The following is a 17,827-nucleotide window of genomic DNA, read 5'->3' on the forward strand; positions in this document are numbered from 1 at the left end:
CCACATTACCGTAACGTCTGTTTCAGCGGTAGCGTTTTGTCGGGCTATTTTGATCCTGCTCAGCCAGCCAGCTTAGCTTTTCGCCAATCTTACCTTCGAGCCCGCGCTGAGTAGGGACATAATAACGCGCCTGCGCCATTTCAGGCGGAAAGTAGACTTCGCCAGCCGCGTAGGCGTTCGCCTCGTCATGGGCATAACGGTACTCTTTGCCTAAGCCCATCTCTTTCATCAGCCTGGTCGGGGCATTACGCAGATGTTCCGGCACGTCATAATCAGGGTGGTCACGTGCATCGCGCATTGCCGCTTTAAAGGCGGTATAGACTGCGTTGCTTTTCGGTGCGCAGGCCAGATAGACGATTGCCTGGGCAATGGCACGCTCCCCTTCCGCCGGGCCAACGCGGGTAAAACAGTCCCAGGCCGCAATCGCCACCTGCATGCCGCGCGGATCGGCATTGCCGACATCTTCAGAAGCAATCGCCAGCAGACGCCGTGCCACGTACAACGGGTCGCCGCCCGCGGTGATAATGCGTGCGTACCAGTAAAGCGCAGCATCCGGCGCAGAGCCGCGTACCGATTTATGCAGCGCCGAGATCAGATCGTAAAAGCGGTCGCCTTTGTTATCGAAACGTGCCGATCGTTCGCCCGAGACTTCATTCAGCAGTTGCGGTGTCAGTTCACGCTGGCCCGACGCGTTGGTTTCGGCCATGTCGGCCATCATCTCCAGCGTATTCAGCGCCCGTCGGGCATCGCCATTGACCAGTTCAGCGATCATCCGGCGGGTATTCTCTGGCAGCACAATGTCGCTGTCGCCGTAGCCACGCACTTTATCCTGCATCGCCTGATCCAGCACCTGTTCGATATCGTCGTGGGTCAGCGATTTCAGCAGATAGACTCTGGCGCGCGACAGCAACGCCGAGTTCAGCTCAAACGAGGGGTTCTCAGTCGTGGCACCGATAAAGGTGATGGTGCCATCTTCGATGTGCGGTAAAAACGCATCCTGCTGGCTTTTGTTGAAGCGATGAACTTCATCGACGAACAGAATGGTACGTCGCCCGACCTGTTTGCTCTGACGGGCGCGCTCAATGGCTTCACGAATCTCTTTAACGCCGGAGGTTACCGCAGAAATACGCTCCACATCGGCGTTGCCATAGTGCGCGATAATTTCAGCCAGCGTGGTCTTGCCGGTCCCGGGTGGCCCCCACAGAATCATTGAGTGCAGATGGCCTGCTTCAATGGCGCGCGGCAATGGCTTTCCGACACCCAGCAGATGCTGCTGACCAATGTACTGTTTCAACGTTTCTGGCCGCATACGCGCGGCCAGAGGTTTGAAATTTTCAGTGGAAAAATCCAGGGACAGGTTACTCACTGTGACCTCACTGACGTTGATCGTCCACCGTTACGCCTTTTGGCGGAGTGAACGTAAATTTATCCGGGCTGATCGCGCCATTCTGCTGGCTTTTCAGCTGATAATCGCTGCGCTGACCATCCTGTTCAATGGCGCTGAAGCGGTTAATGGTTCCGCCTGGCGTCACCTGAATGGTGAACTGTTTCAGGTTGCCGTCACTGTTTTTTGGCGTCAGTTCGAAGTTGTCCCCTTGCTGTTTAATGTTGTACTGCTTCCAGTCATTAGACTGATTGCGGGCAATCAACATAAACGGGGTGTTGCTGGTCGCATTCTGCAACAGGCTGACGGTCGCCTGTTCAACAAAAGGATTGTAGAACCACAGCGATTTGCCATCGGAAATGATGATGCTTTCATCCGGAGCGGTCATGTGCCAGTTAAACAGGCTGGGACGTTTTACCCACAGCTCGCCTTCACCATCCTGCACGTTGGCACCGCTACTGTCGGTCACTTTTTGGGTAAAGCTGGCGTGGAAGCTGCTGACCTTATTCAGGCGCTGTTGCAGATCACTGGAAGCATCAGCCAGTACGCTGGCTGAAGAAAAGGTGGCCAGCAGGCCAAGAGCAATTACGCGTAATTTCATCTGCTTCAATTCCTTATTTAAACGTTCCCATGAATAGCTGCATTAAGCCTGGTCGCCATTCCGCCATCAGAACAGGAGAATAAACCGAAAGCTCTCTCAGATATGGGGTTAAACCGCGTAAAAACAATGAGCCAGTCAGGACTGGCTCATTGATTAATGTTGCAAAACGTATCGTCAGACGTCACATATCGTGCGGCGGTGGCGACAGCACTTCACGGTTACCATTGTGTCCCGGTGCAGAGACGATGCCCTGCGCTTCCATCTGTTCAATGATACGTGCGGCACGGTTATAGCCGATGCGGAACTGACGCTGAACACCGGAGATAGAGGCGCGTCGTTTGTCGACCACAAAGCCCACCGCCTGGTCAAACAGCGGATCAAGCTCTTCATCACTGTCGATGCCGCCACCGCCTTCGCTCTCTTCACCTGCGGTAATGCTTTCAATGTATTGTGGGCGACCCCGCGCCTTCCAGTCCTGAACCACAGCATGCACTTCCTGATCCCGGACAAACGCGCCGTGAACACGGACTGGCATTGAAGAGTTCGGCGGCATGTAAAGCATGTCACCCATACCGAGCAACGATTCCGCGCCGCCCTGGTCGAGGATAGTACGGGAGTCAATTTTGCTCGACACGGTAAAGGCAATACGCGTCGGGATGTTGGCTTTGATCAGACCGGTAATCACATCTACCGAAGGACGCTGCGTCGCCAGCACCAGGTGTATACCGGCGGCACGGGCTTTCTGCGCCAGTCGGGCAATCAGCTCTTCAACTTTTTTGCCGACCGCCATCATCAGGTCAGCAAACTCATCGACCATCACCACGATATAAGGCAGTTTTTCCAGCACTGGCGGCGTCATATCCATGCTGTCGCCCGGCTTCCAGAACGGATCGGGAATAGGACGGCCCATCGCTTCGGCCTGCTCCACTTTTTCGTTGTAACCCGCCAGGTTACGCACGCCCAGCGCCGACATCAGCTTATAACGACGTTCCATTTCACCGACACTCCAGCGCAGCGCATTGGCGGCGTCTTTCATGTCCGTAACCACTTCGGTCAGCAGATGCGGGATCCCTTCATAGACTGACAGCTCCAGCATTTTCGGGTCGATCATGATAAAGCGGACTTCTTCCGGCGTGGCTTTATACAGCATGCTGATGATCATGGCGTTAACGCCAACTGACTTACCGGAACCGGTGGTACCGGCGACCAGCAGGTGTGGCATTTTCGCCAGATCGGCCACCACCGGCTGGCCCGCAATGTCTTTACCCAGCACCACTGCCAGCGGTGAAGGATTGTCACGGAATTTAGGACAGTCCAGCACTTCACGCAGATAAACCGTCTGACGATGCTTATTCGGTAATTCCAGACCGACATAAGGTTTACCCGGGATCACTTCCACTACGCGCACCGCAACGGTGGAGAGTGAACGGGCCAGGTCCCGCGACAGGTTGGAGATACGCGCAGCTTTAACGCCCGGCGCTAAGTCCAGTTCGAAGCGGGTAATCACCGGACCAGGTGAGATGCCAACCACTTCGGCTTTCACCCGGTAATCGCCTAAGCGCGACTCAACCAGCCGGGCTGTCTGTTCCAGAGAGAACATATCGACCGGCTCTTCCTCTTCTGGCGGTGCGGTCAGCAGATCCAGCGAAGGCAGAGGAGTAGACGGTTTTTCCAGCGGCTGTTCATGACGCATCAGGAACGGATGGATCAGGCTTTCATGCAGCGTCGGCTTAACCTCTTCAACCGGCGCGGCAGCAGGCGAAGTATACGCGGCTGCCTGTGGTGCCGCAGGTGAAGCGGTGTGCTGCTGCGTTGCGGCAGGTGCCGTATAGGCAGACTGCTGTGGCGCGGCTGGCGTTGGCGTCTGTTCGGCTGCCGGTGAGGCAGAGTACGGCGACGGCGTCGCAGACGATGCAGTATAGGCAGACTGCTCAGGCGCAGCTGGCGCAAAAGCGGTCGGTGCCGGCACCTGTGCGGCAGCCTGAGGTGTTGAAACTTCACGCGTCTGTTGCCATGGCTCATGCGAGGCCGCAGGGGCTTCCGGTTCCGGCGTGGCGGCTATCGTAAACAGCGGCTCGACCGGACCCTCGTCGACCAGATCTTTCATCGGTGAGAAGTCAAAAGCGGACGCCGTATCCAGATTAAATAGCGGGGCCTCTTTTTTCACTTCCGGCTCATAACGCTGCTGTTGCTGTTCGGCGAACTGGCGAGCCAGCGCGGCCTGTTGCTGCGCTTCCTGCTCATCTTCGTCATCCTGCTGCCAGCCGGTGCCATAACGCTGCTGCTGTTCAGACTGGAATGCCTGACGCAGTTCAGCCTGCTGCATCGCCTCTTCCGCTTCCGCTTCGACAGGTGCAGCCGAAACACTCTCTTCGGTTTTCGCCTTCTCTTCCGCCATGCGCTGAGAAGGCAATTTAATGCCATACGAGGCCAGCTCACGTCGGGTTGGCAGTTTTACCGGATTAGGACGCGGCAGTGCCGGACCAATGCCCTGCTTAACCTGCGGATTGAGGTTGGTTTCAGGCGCCAGATCGAATACCGGTGCGGTGCGCGTCGCCGCCTGGGCAGTCGAGGCAGCCGCTGCTACGGCTGCGGTCGGTGCGGCAGGCATCGATGGCGTATCACGCCAGTTACCCATCTTAGGCTCATCATCGTCATAGGCGCTGAACGACGGCGAAGCAGACGCTTCATCCGGCATCTCAAAACGGTATAACGGCGGATTCTCCGCTGGCGCGTTATGCGCAGGCGTACTGGCTGCGGCAAACGCTGACTCAGTGGCGTGGCTGGCTGCCGGTGCCGCGGTAGGCGGTGCCGTAAAGGCCGGGGCTGCTGCTGGCTGCGAGACAGGCGCTGAAGTTGCCGGCGTATGCGGTACAGCGGATGGCGGCACCGAGGCTGCGGATGTCGCTGGCGCAGACGCTGGGGCGATCGCCCCTTCTGCCGCTTGCGTGGTGGCCGCTACGGCTGCACTGGTTGCGGCAGCGGCTTTCGCCAGCAGCGGATCCTGCTGAGAAAGCTCCACCCCGGCAGCCGCACTGCGCGGTGCAGAAAGCAGCACATCGTCCTCATCGTCAGGGTTAGCGGTACGCAGCAGCGGCGCGTCAACTTGCTCACGCGCTTCCGGCTCATCCTCTTCTTCCTGCCAGGGCTCATCGTGACGGGAACGGTTGCTGGCAAACGTCAGCACACCCATCACCACGCCACCGATTTTTTCGGCGATAGTCAGCCACGACCAGCCGGTATAGAGCGTAATGCCCGCCGCCCAGACGCAGAGTAAGGTCAGCGTGCCGCCAGCCGGACTAAACCAGGGGGCAATCGCATTACTCACCAGACTGCCGATAACGCCGCCTGAGGCGAAGTACCAGATGTCGTCCGCATTCAGCGCCGCCATGCCGCAGGTGGTAACCACCAGCGCCAGCACGCCGATCAGACGTAAGCCAACAGCGAAATAGTCAAAATAGTCCTGGTTATCACGTTGACGAAACGCAATCCAGCACAGGCCGAGGATCACCGGAGGAATGGCGTACGCCATCACACCAAAGATGAAAAGTAAGGTGTCAGCCAGCCAGGCGCCAACGCTGCCGCCAATATTGTGAATAGGTTCATGCCAGGCCGTTTGCGACCAGCTCGGGTCGGAAGGGTTAAAACTGACCAGAGAAACCATCAGGTAGATGGCAAAAAGCGCCACCAGGATGAGCAACGCTTCCAGCAGACGACGTCCACTGCTCAGCGATTGTAACGAAACGTCTTTATCTTCTGTGTATTCCTGGCTCAAGAGAACTCTCCAGGTGCCTGTAAAGTAAGAAGCAACAGCGTCGGGCTGGCCCGACGCTGGTCCTGTATGAATTCACAGGAGTGTACCGAAATCTCACAGGTTTTGCACCTGCCCCGCATTAGCGAGTTTTGATCACCAGCCGATTGCTCTGTTTAACCTCTTCCATCACCACGTAAGTCCGCGTGTCGTTTACGCCCGGCAGGCGCAGCAGGGTTTCACCCAGCAGTTTACGGTAAGCGGACATATCAGGTACGCGCGTTTTCAGCAGGTAGTCGAAATCGCCAGAAACGAGGTGACACTCTTGAGTTTCCTCAAGTTTTTGTACAGCGGCGTTAAATTGCTCAAACACATCGGGCGCGCCACGATTCAGAGTAATCTCAACAAACACCAGCAGTGAAGCATCAAGATAATGTGGGTTTAACTGCGCGGTATAGCCAAGGATGAAACCCTGGCGTTCGAGACGACGCACACGCTCAAGACATGGCGTAGGCGATAATCCTACGCGTTTGGAAAGTTCCACGTTTGAAATGCGACCATCTTTCTGAAGTTCATTCAGAATATTCCTGTCAATTCTGTCGAGGTCTTTCCCGGGGCGTTTCTTATTGTCTACCATTATTATTGTCTCTCTTAATTCCTTCCCTTTACCTGCCACGCCCTGAAAACGCTCATTGTTCGGGGCATTTCTGAAGTGAACTAACCGAGCCTGTGCGCTTTCACACTCATCCGTATGACGCATGTTGTCTGTCCACATCATGCGTCATTACCAATATCAGGCTGCATTTATTCGGAGTTGTGTGCAAAACAGGAGAGGAAACCCTGTTTTGTTCCGATTAATGTTATTCGCTTCTGATAATGTTTTCGCAAAAGCGCAGGCGATTGTCAAAGTAAAATGTCCAAATTCAGTACAAGATGCCAGACAGACCGCTGGGTATCTGTTTTTAAATGAGTATTTTTGAACTGCTGCACCAGCAAAAACCGATTTTTGCCCCCTTTTGGCGCAGCCGGCAGGCGAAAAGCCGACTCATCGTCTACGCCGTTTGCAGCTATCGTTAACAAAATTGCCTAAGCCTTGTCTTTGCCGCCGGATATTCCCTACAATCGCAGGCTATGTCAGCCGAATGAAACTGAGGAACGCATGAGTACGGCCAAACACAGTAAGTTACTCATTCTGGGCTCCGGTCCAGCGGGTTATACCGCAGCCGTTTATGCTGCACGCGCCAACCTGAATCCGGTATTAATCACCGGTCTGGAAAAAGGCGGACAGCTGACCACCACCACCGAGGTGGAAAACTGGCCGGGCGACCCGCACGATCTGACAGGTCCATCGCTGATGGAACGCATGCATGAGCACGCCGAAAAATTCAATACTGAGATCATTTTCGACCATATCCACACGGTCGATCTGCAGAACCGTCCGTTCCGCCTGACCGGTGACAGCGGCGAGTACACTGCCGATGCACTGATCATCGCGACCGGCGCATCTGCCCGTTACCTGGGCCTGCCGTCGGAAGAGGCGTTTAAAGGCAAAGGTGTTTCCGCCTGTGCCACCTGCGACGGCTTCTTCTATCGCAATCAAAAAGTGGCGGTGATCGGCGGCGGTAACACCGCGGTTGAAGAGGCGCTTTACCTCGCTAACATCGCGGCGGAAGTGCATCTGATCCATCGTCGTGACAGTTTCCGTGCAGAGAAGATCCTGATTGATCGCCTGATGGAAAAAGTCCGCAACGGCAATATCGTGCTGCACACCCATCGTACGCTGGAAGAAGTGGTGGGCGATCAGATGGGTGTTACCGGCCTGACTTTACGCTCAACCCTGCACAGTGAAGAGACCGAAACGCTGGACGTCGCCGGTCTGTTTGTAGCGATCGGCCACAGCCCGAATACGGCCATCTTTGACGGTCAGCTTGAGCTGGAAAATGGCTACATCAAAGTCCAGTCTGGCCTGCACGGTAATGCGACCCAGACCAGCATTCCTGGGGTGTTCGCCGCGGGTGATGTCATGGACCACATCTATCGCCAGGCCATTACTTCGGCCGGCACCGGCTGTATGGCTGCGTTAGATGCTGAACGTTTTCTTGACGGGCTGGTTAAAAACGATAAGTAAGTTGTTAACCCTCTGATCTCAAATGTTCCGGGCGACTGTTTTTCAGTCGCCTTTTTTATTGCCCGCATGCTAGATTCTTGCGCCTGGACGGGATGAAAATGCCCCATTATTTTCATCGCTCATCGGCTCAACGCATGGTCTCGCATGGACAAAACCCGGCAGCAGCACCTCACCCGCTGGCTACGTCAGCAACGTCATTTCGCCGGTCGCTGGTTGCGACTGAGCACGCTGCTGGGCGTGGTTAGCGCACTGTTAATCATTGTTCAGGCCGCACTGCTGGCTTCGCTGCTTCAGGCACTGATTATTGAACAGCAACCACGTGCAGCACTGGCTGGCAAGATGCTGCTGCTATTGCTCTGCTTCGTGCTGCGCGCTGCGATCAATTATGCCCGCGAGCGGGTCGGCTACCGTGCCGGTCAGGCTATTCGTCAGGCATTACGTAAGCAGGTGCTGGATCGTTTATCAGCGCTCGGTCCGGCATGGATTCAGGGCAAGCCCGCCGGCAGCTGGGCCACCCTGCTGCTCGAGCAAATCGAAGAGATGCAGGACTATTATGCTCGCTACCTGCCGCAAATGACGCTGGCCGTGCTGATCCCCTGCTGCATCCTGCTGGCGATCTTTCCGCTTAACTGGACAGCGGGTCTGATTCTGTTCGCGACCGCGCCGCTGATTCCGCTGTTTATGGCGTTAGTCGGGATGGGCGCAGCCGAAGCAAACCGTCGCAACTTTCTGGTACTGGCGCGCCTGAGCGGTAATTTCCTTGATCGTTTACGCGGCCGCGAAACGCTGCGGCTGTTTCACCGTGGCGCGGCTGAGCAACAGGCGGTAGCGGTGGCCACTACTGACTTCCGTCAGCGCACCATGGAAGTGCTCCGTCTGGCGTTTCTCTCTTCGGCGGTGCTGGAATTCTTCGCCTCGTTAGCGATTGCCGTCGTGGCGGTTTATTTTGGTTTTTCTTATCTCGGCGAACTGCACTTCGGGGATTACGGTCAGGGCGTCACCCTGTTTGCTGGTTTCCTGGTATTGATTCTCGCGCCTGAATTCTTCCAGCCACTGCGCGATTTAGGGGCGTTTTATCATGCAAAAGCGCAGGCCGTCGGCGGTGCCGATGCGCTCGAACAGTTCATGCAGGGCAGCCCAACCAGCGGCCCGTCGCAGGGTGACACGCCGTTTACTGCCACTGGCCCGCTCGATCTCGCCGCAGTCGATCTGTTGATCTGTGCACCCGATGGTCAGCCGCTGTGTGGCCCGCTTAACTTTACTCTGGCGCCAGGCGAACGCGTCGCGCTGGTCGGTCAAAGCGGTGCCGGCAAAACGGCCCTGATGAACGCCCTGCTGGGTTTTCTGCCCTATCAGGGCTCGCTGAAGGCAAACGGGGTTGAAATCCGTGACATTCGCCGTACTGACTGGCATCAGCAGCTCAGTTGGGTTGGGCAGAATCCTCAGTTACCGGCCGCCACGCTGCGCGACAATATTGTGATGAACGCCAGCTGGGACGCCGCACGCTTTGCTGCGGTGCTCGAAACCAGTGGCGTTAACGAATTCCTGCCACGGCTGCCGCAGGGGATTGAGACACAGCCCGGCGATGGCGGTAACCAGCTGTCGGTCGGCCAGGCACAGCGCGTTGCGGTTGCGCGCGCGCTTTATAAACCCTCGCATTTATTATTGCTGGATGAACCGGCAGCCAGTCTGGATGCGCTCAGCGAACGTCATGTGATGCAGGCGCTGAATCAGGCGGCCAGCCAACAGACCACGCTGATGATTACCCATCAGCTTGATGCATTAAGCGACGGGCAGACGCTGTGGGTGATGGAGGCCGGCAAACTGGTGCAACAGGGTGACTGGCAGACGCTGTCGCAACAAGCGGGGCCGTTCAATCAGATGCTGAAACACCGTCAACAGGAGATTGGCTGATGTCCGCTTTACGTCCGTTCCTGCGCCTCTGGCTGCGTCACCCTTTTCGCCTGGCGCTGGGAGTAATGCTGGCGATTCTCACTTTACTGGCCAGCATCGGCTTGCTGACGCTTTCCGGTTGGTTCCTTGCCGCCTCCTCAGTGGCCGGCGTGGCCGGACTTTACAGTTTCAACTATATGCTGCCTGCTGCTGGCGTTCGCGGCGCAGCCATCATCCGCACCGCTGCCCGCTATGCTGAACGGCTGGTCAGCCACGATGCGACCTTCCGCGTATTGCAGCATCTGCGAGTGCATACCTTCAGCCGCCTGATTGCGCTTTCACCGGGCCAACTATCGCGTTTTCGCCAGGCCGATCTGCTCAACCGTTTTGTTGCAGACGTCGATACGCTCGATCATCTCTATCTGCGGGTCATTTCTCCGCTGGCAGGCGCGTTGGTGGTGACGATGGTGGTTACCCTCGGCCTGAGTTTTATCGATCTTCAGCTCGGACTGACGCTGGGCGCTATCATGCTGGGCACCCTGATTATCCTGCCGGCGCTGTTTTATCGTCTTGGCTCGCCAGCCGGAGTAGCCATTGCCGATGGCCGGGCCCGCTGGCGTACCCAGCTGATGCACTGGCTGGCCGGTCAGGCAGAACTTACCCTGTATGGCGCTTCACAGGCGTGGCGTAAACAGCTCGATGAGCAGGAACAGCACTGGCTTCAGGCGCAGCGCCAGCAGCTACGTTTACAGGCTGCCGCGCAGAGTCTGCTGTTGCTGATCAGCGGCCTGACGGTGACCTCGCTACTGTGGCTGAGTGCGGGCAGCATCAGCGAACAGCAGTTACCCGGCTCGCTGATCGCACTGGTGGTTTTTTGTGCGCTGGCGGCATTTGAAGCGCTGGCGCCGGTTGCCACGGCTTTTCTGCCGATGTCACAGGTGATCACCTCGGCGCAGCGGGTTAATGACATTATCGATCAGGTCCCGGCCATCACCTTCCCGACGCAGGGTCGCGCCCGGACCGGCAGCCTGGCGGTAGAGATTGATCGGCTCGATTTCAGCTATCCCGATCGTCCGGATAAGGTACTCAATCAGCTCTCGCTGCAGGTTAACCCGGGTGAACGCATTGCGCTGCTCGGTCCTACCGGCTGTGGGAAGTCGACCTTACTGGCGCTGCTGACCCGTGCCTGGGAGTGCCAGCCTGGCACAATCAGCCTGAACGATCTGCCGATCGCCGCCTGGCCGGAATCGGAACTGCGCCAGCGTATCAGCGTGGTGACTCAGCGGGTTCATCTGTTCAGTCAGAGCCTGCGTGATAACCTGCTGCTGGCCTGCCCTGCCGCCAGCGATGAAACATTACGTCAGGTACTGATCGATACCGGCCTGCAGCGCCTGCTGGAGACGCCGGAGGGTTTAAACGCCTGGCTGGGCGAAGGTGGTCGCCCACTGTCGGGTGGTGAACTACGACGCCTGGCGATTGCCCGGGCGGCGCTGCATGATGGCGATCTCTGGCTGCTGGATGAACCCACCGAAGGGCTGGATGCCACCACTGAGCAGCACATTCTCAGCCTGCTACAGCGGCTTACCATCGGCAAAACGGTGATGATGGTGACTCATCGCCTGAGCGGACTGGAGCAAATGGACCGCATTTGTGTGATGGATAACGGTGTGATTGTCGAGCAAGGCAGCCATGCCGAATTAATCTCAAAAGCGGGCCGCTACTGGCGTTTCCGGCAGCGGATTGCGCTATAGTCTAGCGACATGCTGATGAGTAGAACAACGCAATGAGACTGGTACAACTGTCACGGGAATCTCTGCAATTTCCGCCACCGGAGATGGCCCTGCGCGAGCCGAATGGCTTGCTGGCGATGGGCGGCGATCTTTCCCCTGCACGCTTACTTAACGCTTATCAGCACGGCATTTTCCCCTGGTTTTCACCCGGCGATCCGATTCTCTGGTGGTCACCCGATCCACGCGCGGTACTGTTGCCGGAACATTTTCACCTTAGCCGCAGTATGAAGCGTTTTCATCAGCGCTCGCCTTATCGCGTGACAATGAACGAGGCTTTTGCTGAGGTGATTGACGGCTGCGCCACGGGTCGTGAAGAAGGAACCTGGATTACCTTTGAGGTCAAACGTGCGTGGCTGAGGCTGTATGAATCCGGTCATGCGCATTCGATTGAGGTCTGGGATGAGCACAAGCTGGTAGGCGGAATGTATGGCCTGGCGCTGGGCCAAATCTTTTGCGGTGAATCGATGTTCAGTCGTCAGGAGAACGCGTCAAAAACCGCACTTTTGGTTTTCTGTCAGCATTTCATCAAACATCAGGGCCGACTAGTGGATTGTCAGGTACTTAACCCGCATACGGCTTCACTGGGCGCGCTGGAAATCCCGCGTGCTGACTATCTGCAATATGTACAAAGCCTTGCGTGGCAACCGGTCAGCGACGGATGCTGGCGAACACAAACCCTTTTTTAGCCGCGCGCAGATGTTTTGCACACATAAAGGCGTATAAGTGATATAATAGTCGAGTTTGGTATGTCGTCCGCGCTTAGTTTTTACAAGCCGGAATTGCCAGGCTGGGAATCTCAACGCACTCTCGGAACTGTTTCAATCGTGCGCGTGTAACCGGTTGATACAGATTCTTAGCCCGCTAATCCCCCGCAGACGTCACATAAACACCCGAATTTTTCCGTAATGCTCGCGTTATGACGCGAAGCACGGCAAAGCGTTGGCAAAATCGCCGACGGTTCTTTACATAAATCGTTGAATTGGGCATTATCTTGCCGGTTCAACTGAAAGGTAGTACACCCAGAGGATTCGATGGCCAAAGAAGACAATATTGAAATGCAAGGTACCGTACTGGATACGTTACCTAACACCATGTTCCGCGTAGAACTTGAGAACGGACACGTGGTTACCGCTCATATCTCCGGTAAAATGCGCAAAAACTACATCCGCATCCTGACGGGCGACAAAGTCACAGTCGAGTTGACCCCGTACGACCTGAGCAAAGGCCGCATTGTCTTCCGTAGTCGCTAAGCTGCGATAGTCTCGCGGCACCAGAAATGCAGCGAAAAAAAAAGGCCGGATGAGAATCCGGCCTTTTTCATATCTGGCTGCCGTCAATCAGTGCACGGTGCCTTCTGTTTTGCGTTTCTCTGCGCTGAGGAAGTGATAGGTCAGCTGACCTTTTTCACGATCCAGCGCCACCGAGACTGAGCCGCCATCCACCAGCGAACCAAACAGCAGTTCATTGGCTAACGGTTTTTTCAGGCTTTCCTGTACGGTGCGTGCCATCGGACGGGCCCCCATCGCTTTGTCATAGCCCTTCTCAGCCAGCCAGTCACGTGCTTCATCACTGACTTCCAGCGATACCCCTTTCGCATCCAGCTGCGCCTGCAACTCGACAATAAACTTGTCGACCACCTGATGAATCACCTCTGGTGACAGGTGACTGAACCAAATGATGTTGTCCAGACGGTTGCGGAACTCTGGCGTAAAGATCTTCTTGATCTCTTCCATCGCATCGGTGCTGTTGTCCTGATGAATCAGGCCGATAGATTTACGTTCGGTTTCACGTACCCCGGCGTTGGTGGTCATCACCAGCACCACGTTACGGAAGTCCGCTTTGCGACCGTTGTTATCGGTCAGCATACCGTTATCCATCACCTGCAGCAGCAGGTTGAACACGTCAGGGTGCGCTTTCTCAATCTCATCCAGCAGTACCACCGCATGAGGATGTTTGATCACCGCATCCGTCAGCAGGCCGCCCTGATCAAAGCCAACATAACCCGGAGGCGCACCAATCAGACGACTGACGGTGTGACGCTCCATGTACTCGGACATATCAAAGCGCAGCAGTTCAATGCCCAGCGCTTTCGCCAGTTGTACCGTGACTTCGGTTTTACCGACACCGGTCGGTCCGGCGAACAGGAACGAGCCGACGGGTTTACGATCCTGACCCAATCCTGCCCGGCTCATTTTGATCGCTTCCGTCAGTGCCTCAATGGCATTGTCCTGTCCAAACACCAGCATTTTCAGGCGGTCGCCGAGATTTTTCAGCGTATCGCGATCGGTTGCCGAGACGCTTTGCTCCGGAATACGGGCAATGCGTGCGACCACGGTTTCAATGTCAGCCACGTTAACGGTTTTCTTGCGCTTACTGGCTGGCATCAGGCGCGCACGCGCACCGGCCTCATCGATCACGTCAATTGCCTTATCCGGCAGATGACGGTCGTTGATGTATTTCACCGCCAGCTCCACCGCCGCACGTACCGCTTTCGCGGTGTAACGCACATCGTGGTGCGCTTCGTACTTGGTTTTCAGGCCATTCAGGATCTGCACGGTTTCATCAACAGAGGGCTCCGTGATATCGATCTTCTGGAAGCGACGCGCCAGGGCACGGTCTTTTTCGAAGATGTTGCTGAACTCCTGATAGGTGGTGGAACCCATTACCCGGATTTTCCCGCTCGAAAGCAGCGGTTTAATCAGGTTAGCGGCATCAACCTGGCCGCCCGAGGCGGCACCTGCACCGATGATGGTATGGATTTCATCGATAAACAGAATGCTGCTCTCATCCTGCTCGAGTTGCTTCAGCAGCGCTTTGAAACGTTTCTCAAAGTCACCGCGGTATTTGGTGCCGGCTAACAGCGAACCAATATCCAGCGAGTAGATGGTGCAGTCTTTCATCACTTCCGGCACGTCGCCCTGCTCGATACGCCAGGCAAGCCCTTCCGCTATGGCGGTTTTCCCGACGCCCGATTCCCCCACCAGCAGTGGGTTATTTTTACGGCGACGGCACAGTACCTGGATAGTACGCTCCAGCTCTTTATCGCGACCGATCAGTGGATCGATGCCACCGACGCGAGCAAGCTGATTGAGATTGGTGGTGAAGTTTTCCATACGATCCTCCCCGCCTGCTTGCTCTTCGTTAACCGGATTTTCTGCGCCAGGCGCCTGGCCAGGCTCATCTTTACGCGTACCGTGTGAAATAAAGTTCACCACATCAAGGCGGCTGACTTCATGTTTACGCAACAGATAAGCGGCCTGCGACTCCTGCTCGCTGAAGATAGCGACCAGCACGTTCGCACCGGAAACTTCGCTGCGACCGGATGACTGGACATGGAAAACCGCACGCTGTAATACGCGCTGGAAGCTGAGCGTCGGTTGTGTATCGCGCTCCTCCTCACTGGCAGGTAAAACGGGTGTGGTTTGTTCGATGAAGGCTTCGAGTTCCTGCCGCAGAGCCACAATGTCCACCGTACAGGCTTCCAATGCCTCTCTGGCCGACGGGTTACTGAGCAATGCCAGTAACAGATGCTCGACGGTCATAAACTCATGACGGTGCTCACGCGCTCTGGCGAAAGCCATATTTAAACTGAGTTCCAGTTCTTGATTGAGCATTAGGCACCTCCCCCAATTATCGCTCTGACCTGTTTCCTATATGGAGACGGGATCAGGCTTTTTCCAGCGTACACAGCAACGGATGATGGTTTTCCCGCGCATAATTGTTCACCTGGGCCGCTTTAGTCTCGGCGACTTCTGCGGTAAATACACCACAGATCGCCTTGCCGTGGTAGTGAACTTTCAACATCAGTTGCGTTGCACGTTCAACATCATAAGAAAAGAACTTTTGTACAACGTCAATAACAAATTCCATAGGTGTATAATCGTCATTATTCAGAATGACTTTATACATTGAAGGCGGCTTTAACCCTTCGCGTACTTTGTCTTCGGCCAGATGTTCAAAGTTAAGCCAGTCGTTTGTGTTTGCCATAGTGTTCCGTTGAGATTTCGCCCATCGCATTTAAGCGGCTACATGTTGAGAGTTTAACATGCCTGTCAAGCCACTGGCCGCTGATGAAAATTTATTCAGAAATTCCCACCCGCGACCTGTATCACAAAATTCGCAATAGCGTTAACTGCCTCAAATTTTGATGATTTTTTCCCCACCGAGCCCGGGGGTTTGCTTGACGCCAGCGGCCATTTCTCTACATTCTACTTGCACAAGCTGATTGAGTTTTAATCAAACTCGACTCACAGCTTCAATGACCTCACCTACTTATAAAATGTCTTGCGAGGGAAGTAAAAGCATGGAGACGGGTACAGTTAAATGGTTCAATAACGCCAAAGGCTTTGGCTTTATCTGTCCAGTTGGCGGTGGCGAAGACATCTTTGCCCACTACTCAACGATTCAGATGGATGGTTACAGAACGCTGAAAGCTGGCCAGCAAGTTCAGTTTGATGTCCACGAAGGTCCGAAAGGCAATCACGCCAGTCTGATCGTGCCGGTAGCAGAAGTGCAGGCCGTTGCCTGACCTCTGCTTCCCCCTACTGAACACTCCCCTAAAAATGCCAGCCACCGACGCTGGCATTTTTCTTGTGGCCCGCGTTTAATCCGCCTTACCCTGCGCCAGCCCGATGACCCGGGCGAACATCTCGCGCATTAACAGCGGAATGGCATCCTGACCGCGTTCCGCCGCTGAGGTAGCCACTGCGATCGCCAGCTCAGGCTTCGAGCTCTGGTGAATCGCCGTGGTAATAATACGCCTGGCACTCATCCTCACGTTTAACGGCAGGTGCGCCATCTGCAGATAAACATCGCGAAAGCCCTGCTGGAAGAGGAAGTTTTCGATATCCAGCGCCGGCAGTTGTGTCAGATGCTGCTGCTCGCTATCGTGCGGCTGCAGCTGGCTGCGGGCGGCGGTGGCATATTTGTTGCCCGCCTCATCTCCGTCCGTCAGAACATGCCAGGCGATGCCCATCCGGCGGGCAAATTTCAGCAGTGGTTTGAGGCCAGACTGGGCAAACTCAATCACTTTTACCCCTTCGGCGGCAAAACTGTAGCCGCACTGCTGCGCCAGCTCATTGATGATCCAGACTTCGGTTTCACCCTCAACTAATAGCCAGCAACGGGCAAACAGCGCCACCGGTCGGTTAACGCGAATATGAAAGCCAATGCGGCGACTCTCTTCCGCGCTCAGGCCTTCCGGGCCGATGCGCCACGCCGCGACCCGTGACGGTTCACGCACCAGTCGGCAGACATTCTCAACCGGCACCTGCGACAACAGCTCCGCCGAGTTGGTGGTGGCAATTTTTTGCAGCGGCAGCAGCGACAGCATATTCCACGCCACCGACAGCATGATTGGATGCAGGCGGGTTTCCGGATCTTCAATCAGTAACAATGGACGGGCGTCAGGCGCCAGCGGCAGATCGCCCCGCGCCTGAATCAGCAGCGTAAACATCTGCAGCAGAATCAGTTGCCGGCTGCGCGAATCATTGCCAGCGATCAGCTGATTAAGCTGATCCAGCGCCTGCCATCCCCGATCGCCATGACGCTGTTGCGGATCGACCCGCCGGGCAACCGCGGCGGCTGGCTGCTGTACCAGAAAGTAATGCTCCATCAGTTGCTGCAGGGTTTTCAATCCCTGCCGCAAGACTTCATCACTCAGTTGCTGCGGGTGCCGTTCAAGATCGCGTGCCAGATCTTCCATTCCAGCCATCAGTTGAGGATGCAGGATCGGATCGTCCGGCGGCAGCTCATGCCGGGATCGTTTACTGAAACGCGCATCGCGCAGTCGCAATACCGGATGCCGTTGCAGCAGGCGTGCAATGGCCGCCGCGCAGTTGTCCTGTGTCAGCGGCTGAAGCTGGCGGTCGACAAAGCGCCGACTGGCACTGACCCCCTGCTGACGCCAGGTGGCACGCACGCTGTAATAGAGCCAGCGCGCGCCCTGTGCGTCACGCTGCCAGAACGGTGCCAGCAGCGCATCATCAGCGCTGCCATCATCGCGAAAGTGAAACACCACCGAGAGACGACGCATCGAATCCGTGACATCGCCCGGCGTAAAATGAAAGTCAGCCGGGGTAAAAACATACTCATCGTGATGCGGTGACAGCAGTAAACTCAGCGCATCAAGCAGGCTGGATTTACCCCAGGCATTCTCACCAATCAGCAGGTTGGTCTGGGTTAAAGGCAGGGAAAGCTGGTTGATGCCGCGAAAACCGCGAATGTCGATATGTTCCAGAATCATAGGGTTCCATCCTCTTGCTAAACGAAGCAGGGTTGC

General features: G+C 56.0%; 13 protein-coding genes. 6 read left to right on the plus strand and 7 right to left on the minus strand.

The window, feature by feature from the left end; translation table 11 throughout:
• Positions 1-22 precede the first annotated feature (22 nt).
• The 4 genes from ACLIBF_RS14345 to lrp form a co-directional block, all read right to left on the minus strand.
• Positions 23-1,366, minus strand: a complete 1,344-nt coding sequence (locus ACLIBF_RS14345; protein WP_031376649.1) for a replication-associated recombination protein A — start codon at positions 1,364-1,366, stop codon at positions 23-25.
• Between the two features lie 7 nt (positions 1,367-1,373).
• The gene (gene lolA / locus ACLIBF_RS14350; protein ID WP_031376650.1) at positions 1,374-1,985 is read right to left on the minus strand and encodes an outer membrane lipoprotein chaperone LolA; all 612 of its coding nucleotides are present in this window, start codon (positions 1,983-1,985) and stop codon (positions 1,374-1,376) included.
• Between the two features lie 181 nt (positions 1,986-2,166).
• Complete coding sequence (locus ACLIBF_RS14355; protein ID WP_448310011.1) at positions 2,167-5,760, minus strand: DNA translocase FtsK 4TM domain-containing protein; 3,594 nt, start codon at positions 5,758-5,760, stop codon at positions 2,167-2,169.
• A gap of 118 nt (positions 5,761-5,878) precedes the next feature.
• Positions 5,879-6,373: a leucine-responsive transcriptional regulator Lrp gene (gene lrp, locus ACLIBF_RS14360; protein ID WP_006118610.1), complete on the minus strand. Its 495-nt coding sequence runs from the start codon at positions 6,371-6,373 to the stop codon at positions 5,879-5,881.
• A 522-nt stretch (positions 6,374-6,895) separates the two neighbouring features.
• On the opposite strand from lrp, the gene trxB reads away from it, so the two are divergent.
• The 5 genes from trxB (at position 6,896) to infA (ending at position 12,797) form a co-directional block, all read left to right on the plus strand.
• Entirely contained in the window at positions 6,896-7,864 is a 969-nt protein-coding gene (trxB, locus tag ACLIBF_RS14365) for a thioredoxin-disulfide reductase (protein WP_031376981.1), read from the plus strand.
• A 144-nt stretch (positions 7,865-8,008) separates the two neighbouring features.
• Positions 8,009-9,778, plus strand: coding sequence for a heme ABC transporter permease/ATP-binding protein CydD (gene cydD / locus ACLIBF_RS14370; RefSeq protein WP_279809374.1), 1,770 nt, complete (start codon positions 8,009-8,011; stop codon positions 9,776-9,778).
• Positions 9,778-11,508: a heme ABC transporter ATP-binding protein/permease CydC gene (cydC, locus tag ACLIBF_RS14375; RefSeq protein WP_089561099.1), complete on the plus strand. Its 1,731-nt coding sequence runs from the start codon at positions 9,778-9,780 to the stop codon at positions 11,506-11,508. Before cydD ends, cydC begins: the two co-directional genes overlap by 1 nt.
• 32 nt (positions 11,509-11,540) lie before the next feature.
• The gene (gene aat, locus ACLIBF_RS14380; protein WP_031376984.1) at positions 11,541-12,233 is read left to right on the plus strand and encodes a leucyl/phenylalanyl-tRNA--protein transferase; all 693 of its coding nucleotides are present in this window, start codon (positions 11,541-11,543) and stop codon (positions 12,231-12,233) included.
• Between the two features lie 345 nt (positions 12,234-12,578).
• Complete coding sequence (infA, locus tag ACLIBF_RS14385) at positions 12,579-12,797, plus strand: translation initiation factor IF-1 (protein ID WP_002211347.1); 219 nt, start codon at positions 12,579-12,581, stop codon at positions 12,795-12,797.
• Positions 12,798-12,884: 87 nt separating this feature from the next.
• Here the strand turns inward: infA and clpA are convergent, their stop codons facing one another.
• Both clpA and clpS read right to left on the minus strand, forming a co-directional pair.
• On the minus strand, positions 12,885-15,161 hold the full coding sequence (gene clpA, locus ACLIBF_RS14390) for an ATP-dependent Clp protease ATP-binding subunit ClpA (RefSeq protein ID WP_031376985.1): 2,277 nt from the start codon (positions 15,159-15,161) through the stop codon (positions 12,885-12,887).
• Between the two features lie 52 nt (positions 15,162-15,213).
• Positions 15,214-15,534, minus strand: coding sequence for an ATP-dependent Clp protease adapter ClpS (gene clpS / locus ACLIBF_RS14395; protein WP_003849318.1), 321 nt, complete (start codon positions 15,532-15,534; stop codon positions 15,214-15,216).
• Positions 15,535-15,850: 316 nt separating this feature from the next.
• On the opposite strand from clpS, the gene cspD reads away from it, so the two are divergent.
• Entirely contained in the window at positions 15,851-16,075 is a 225-nt protein-coding gene (gene cspD / locus ACLIBF_RS14400) for a cold shock-like protein CspD (RefSeq protein ID WP_046288420.1), read from the plus strand.
• A gap of 75 nt (positions 16,076-16,150) precedes the next feature.
• On the opposite strand, the gene ACLIBF_RS14405 is transcribed toward cspD, so the two are convergent.
• A complete protein-coding gene (locus ACLIBF_RS14405; RefSeq protein WP_448310015.1) occupies positions 16,151-17,791 on the minus strand; it encodes a DUF2813 domain-containing protein in 1,641 nt (546 codons plus the stop codon).
• Between the last annotated feature and the right edge of the window lie 36 nt (positions 17,792-17,827).

Source organism: Pantoea sp. PGP6 (genome assembly GCF_053474785.1).

What these genes read in the sequence shown, in the direction of transcription:
- lolA (WP_031376650.1), bottom strand. Translation starts at nt 1,985, where the DNA reads ATGAAATTACGCGTAATTGCTCTTGGCCTGCTGGCCACCTTTTCTTCA.
- lrp (WP_006118610.1), bottom strand. Translation starts at nt 6,373, where the DNA reads ATGGTAGACAATAAGAAACGCCCCGGGAAAGACCTCGACAGAATTGAC.
- trxB (WP_031376981.1), top strand. Translation starts at nt 6,896, where the DNA reads ATGAGTACGGCCAAACACAGTAAGTTACTCATTCTGGGCTCCGGTCCA.
- cydD (WP_279809374.1), top strand. Translation starts at nt 8,009, where the DNA reads ATGGACAAAACCCGGCAGCAGCACCTCACCCGCTGGCTACGTCAGCAA.
- cydC (WP_089561099.1), top strand. Translation starts at nt 9,778, where the DNA reads ATGTCCGCTTTACGTCCGTTCCTGCGCCTCTGGCTGCGTCACCCTTTT.
- aat (WP_031376984.1), top strand. Translation starts at nt 11,541, where the DNA reads ATGAGACTGGTACAACTGTCACGGGAATCTCTGCAATTTCCGCCACCG.
- infA (WP_002211347.1), top strand. Translation starts at nt 12,579, where the DNA reads ATGGCCAAAGAAGACAATATTGAAATGCAAGGTACCGTACTGGATACG.
- clpA (WP_031376985.1), bottom strand. Translation starts at nt 15,161, where the DNA reads ATGCTCAATCAAGAACTGGAACTCAGTTTAAATATGGCTTTCGCCAGA.
- clpS (WP_003849318.1), bottom strand. Translation starts at nt 15,534, where the DNA reads ATGGCAAACACAAACGACTGGCTTAACTTTGAACATCTGGCCGAAGAC.
- cspD (WP_046288420.1), top strand. Translation starts at nt 15,851, where the DNA reads ATGGAGACGGGTACAGTTAAATGGTTCAATAACGCCAAAGGCTTTGGC.
- ACLIBF_RS14405 (WP_448310015.1), bottom strand. Translation starts at nt 17,791, where the DNA reads ATGATTCTGGAACATATCGACATTCGCGGTTTTCGCGGCATCAACCAG.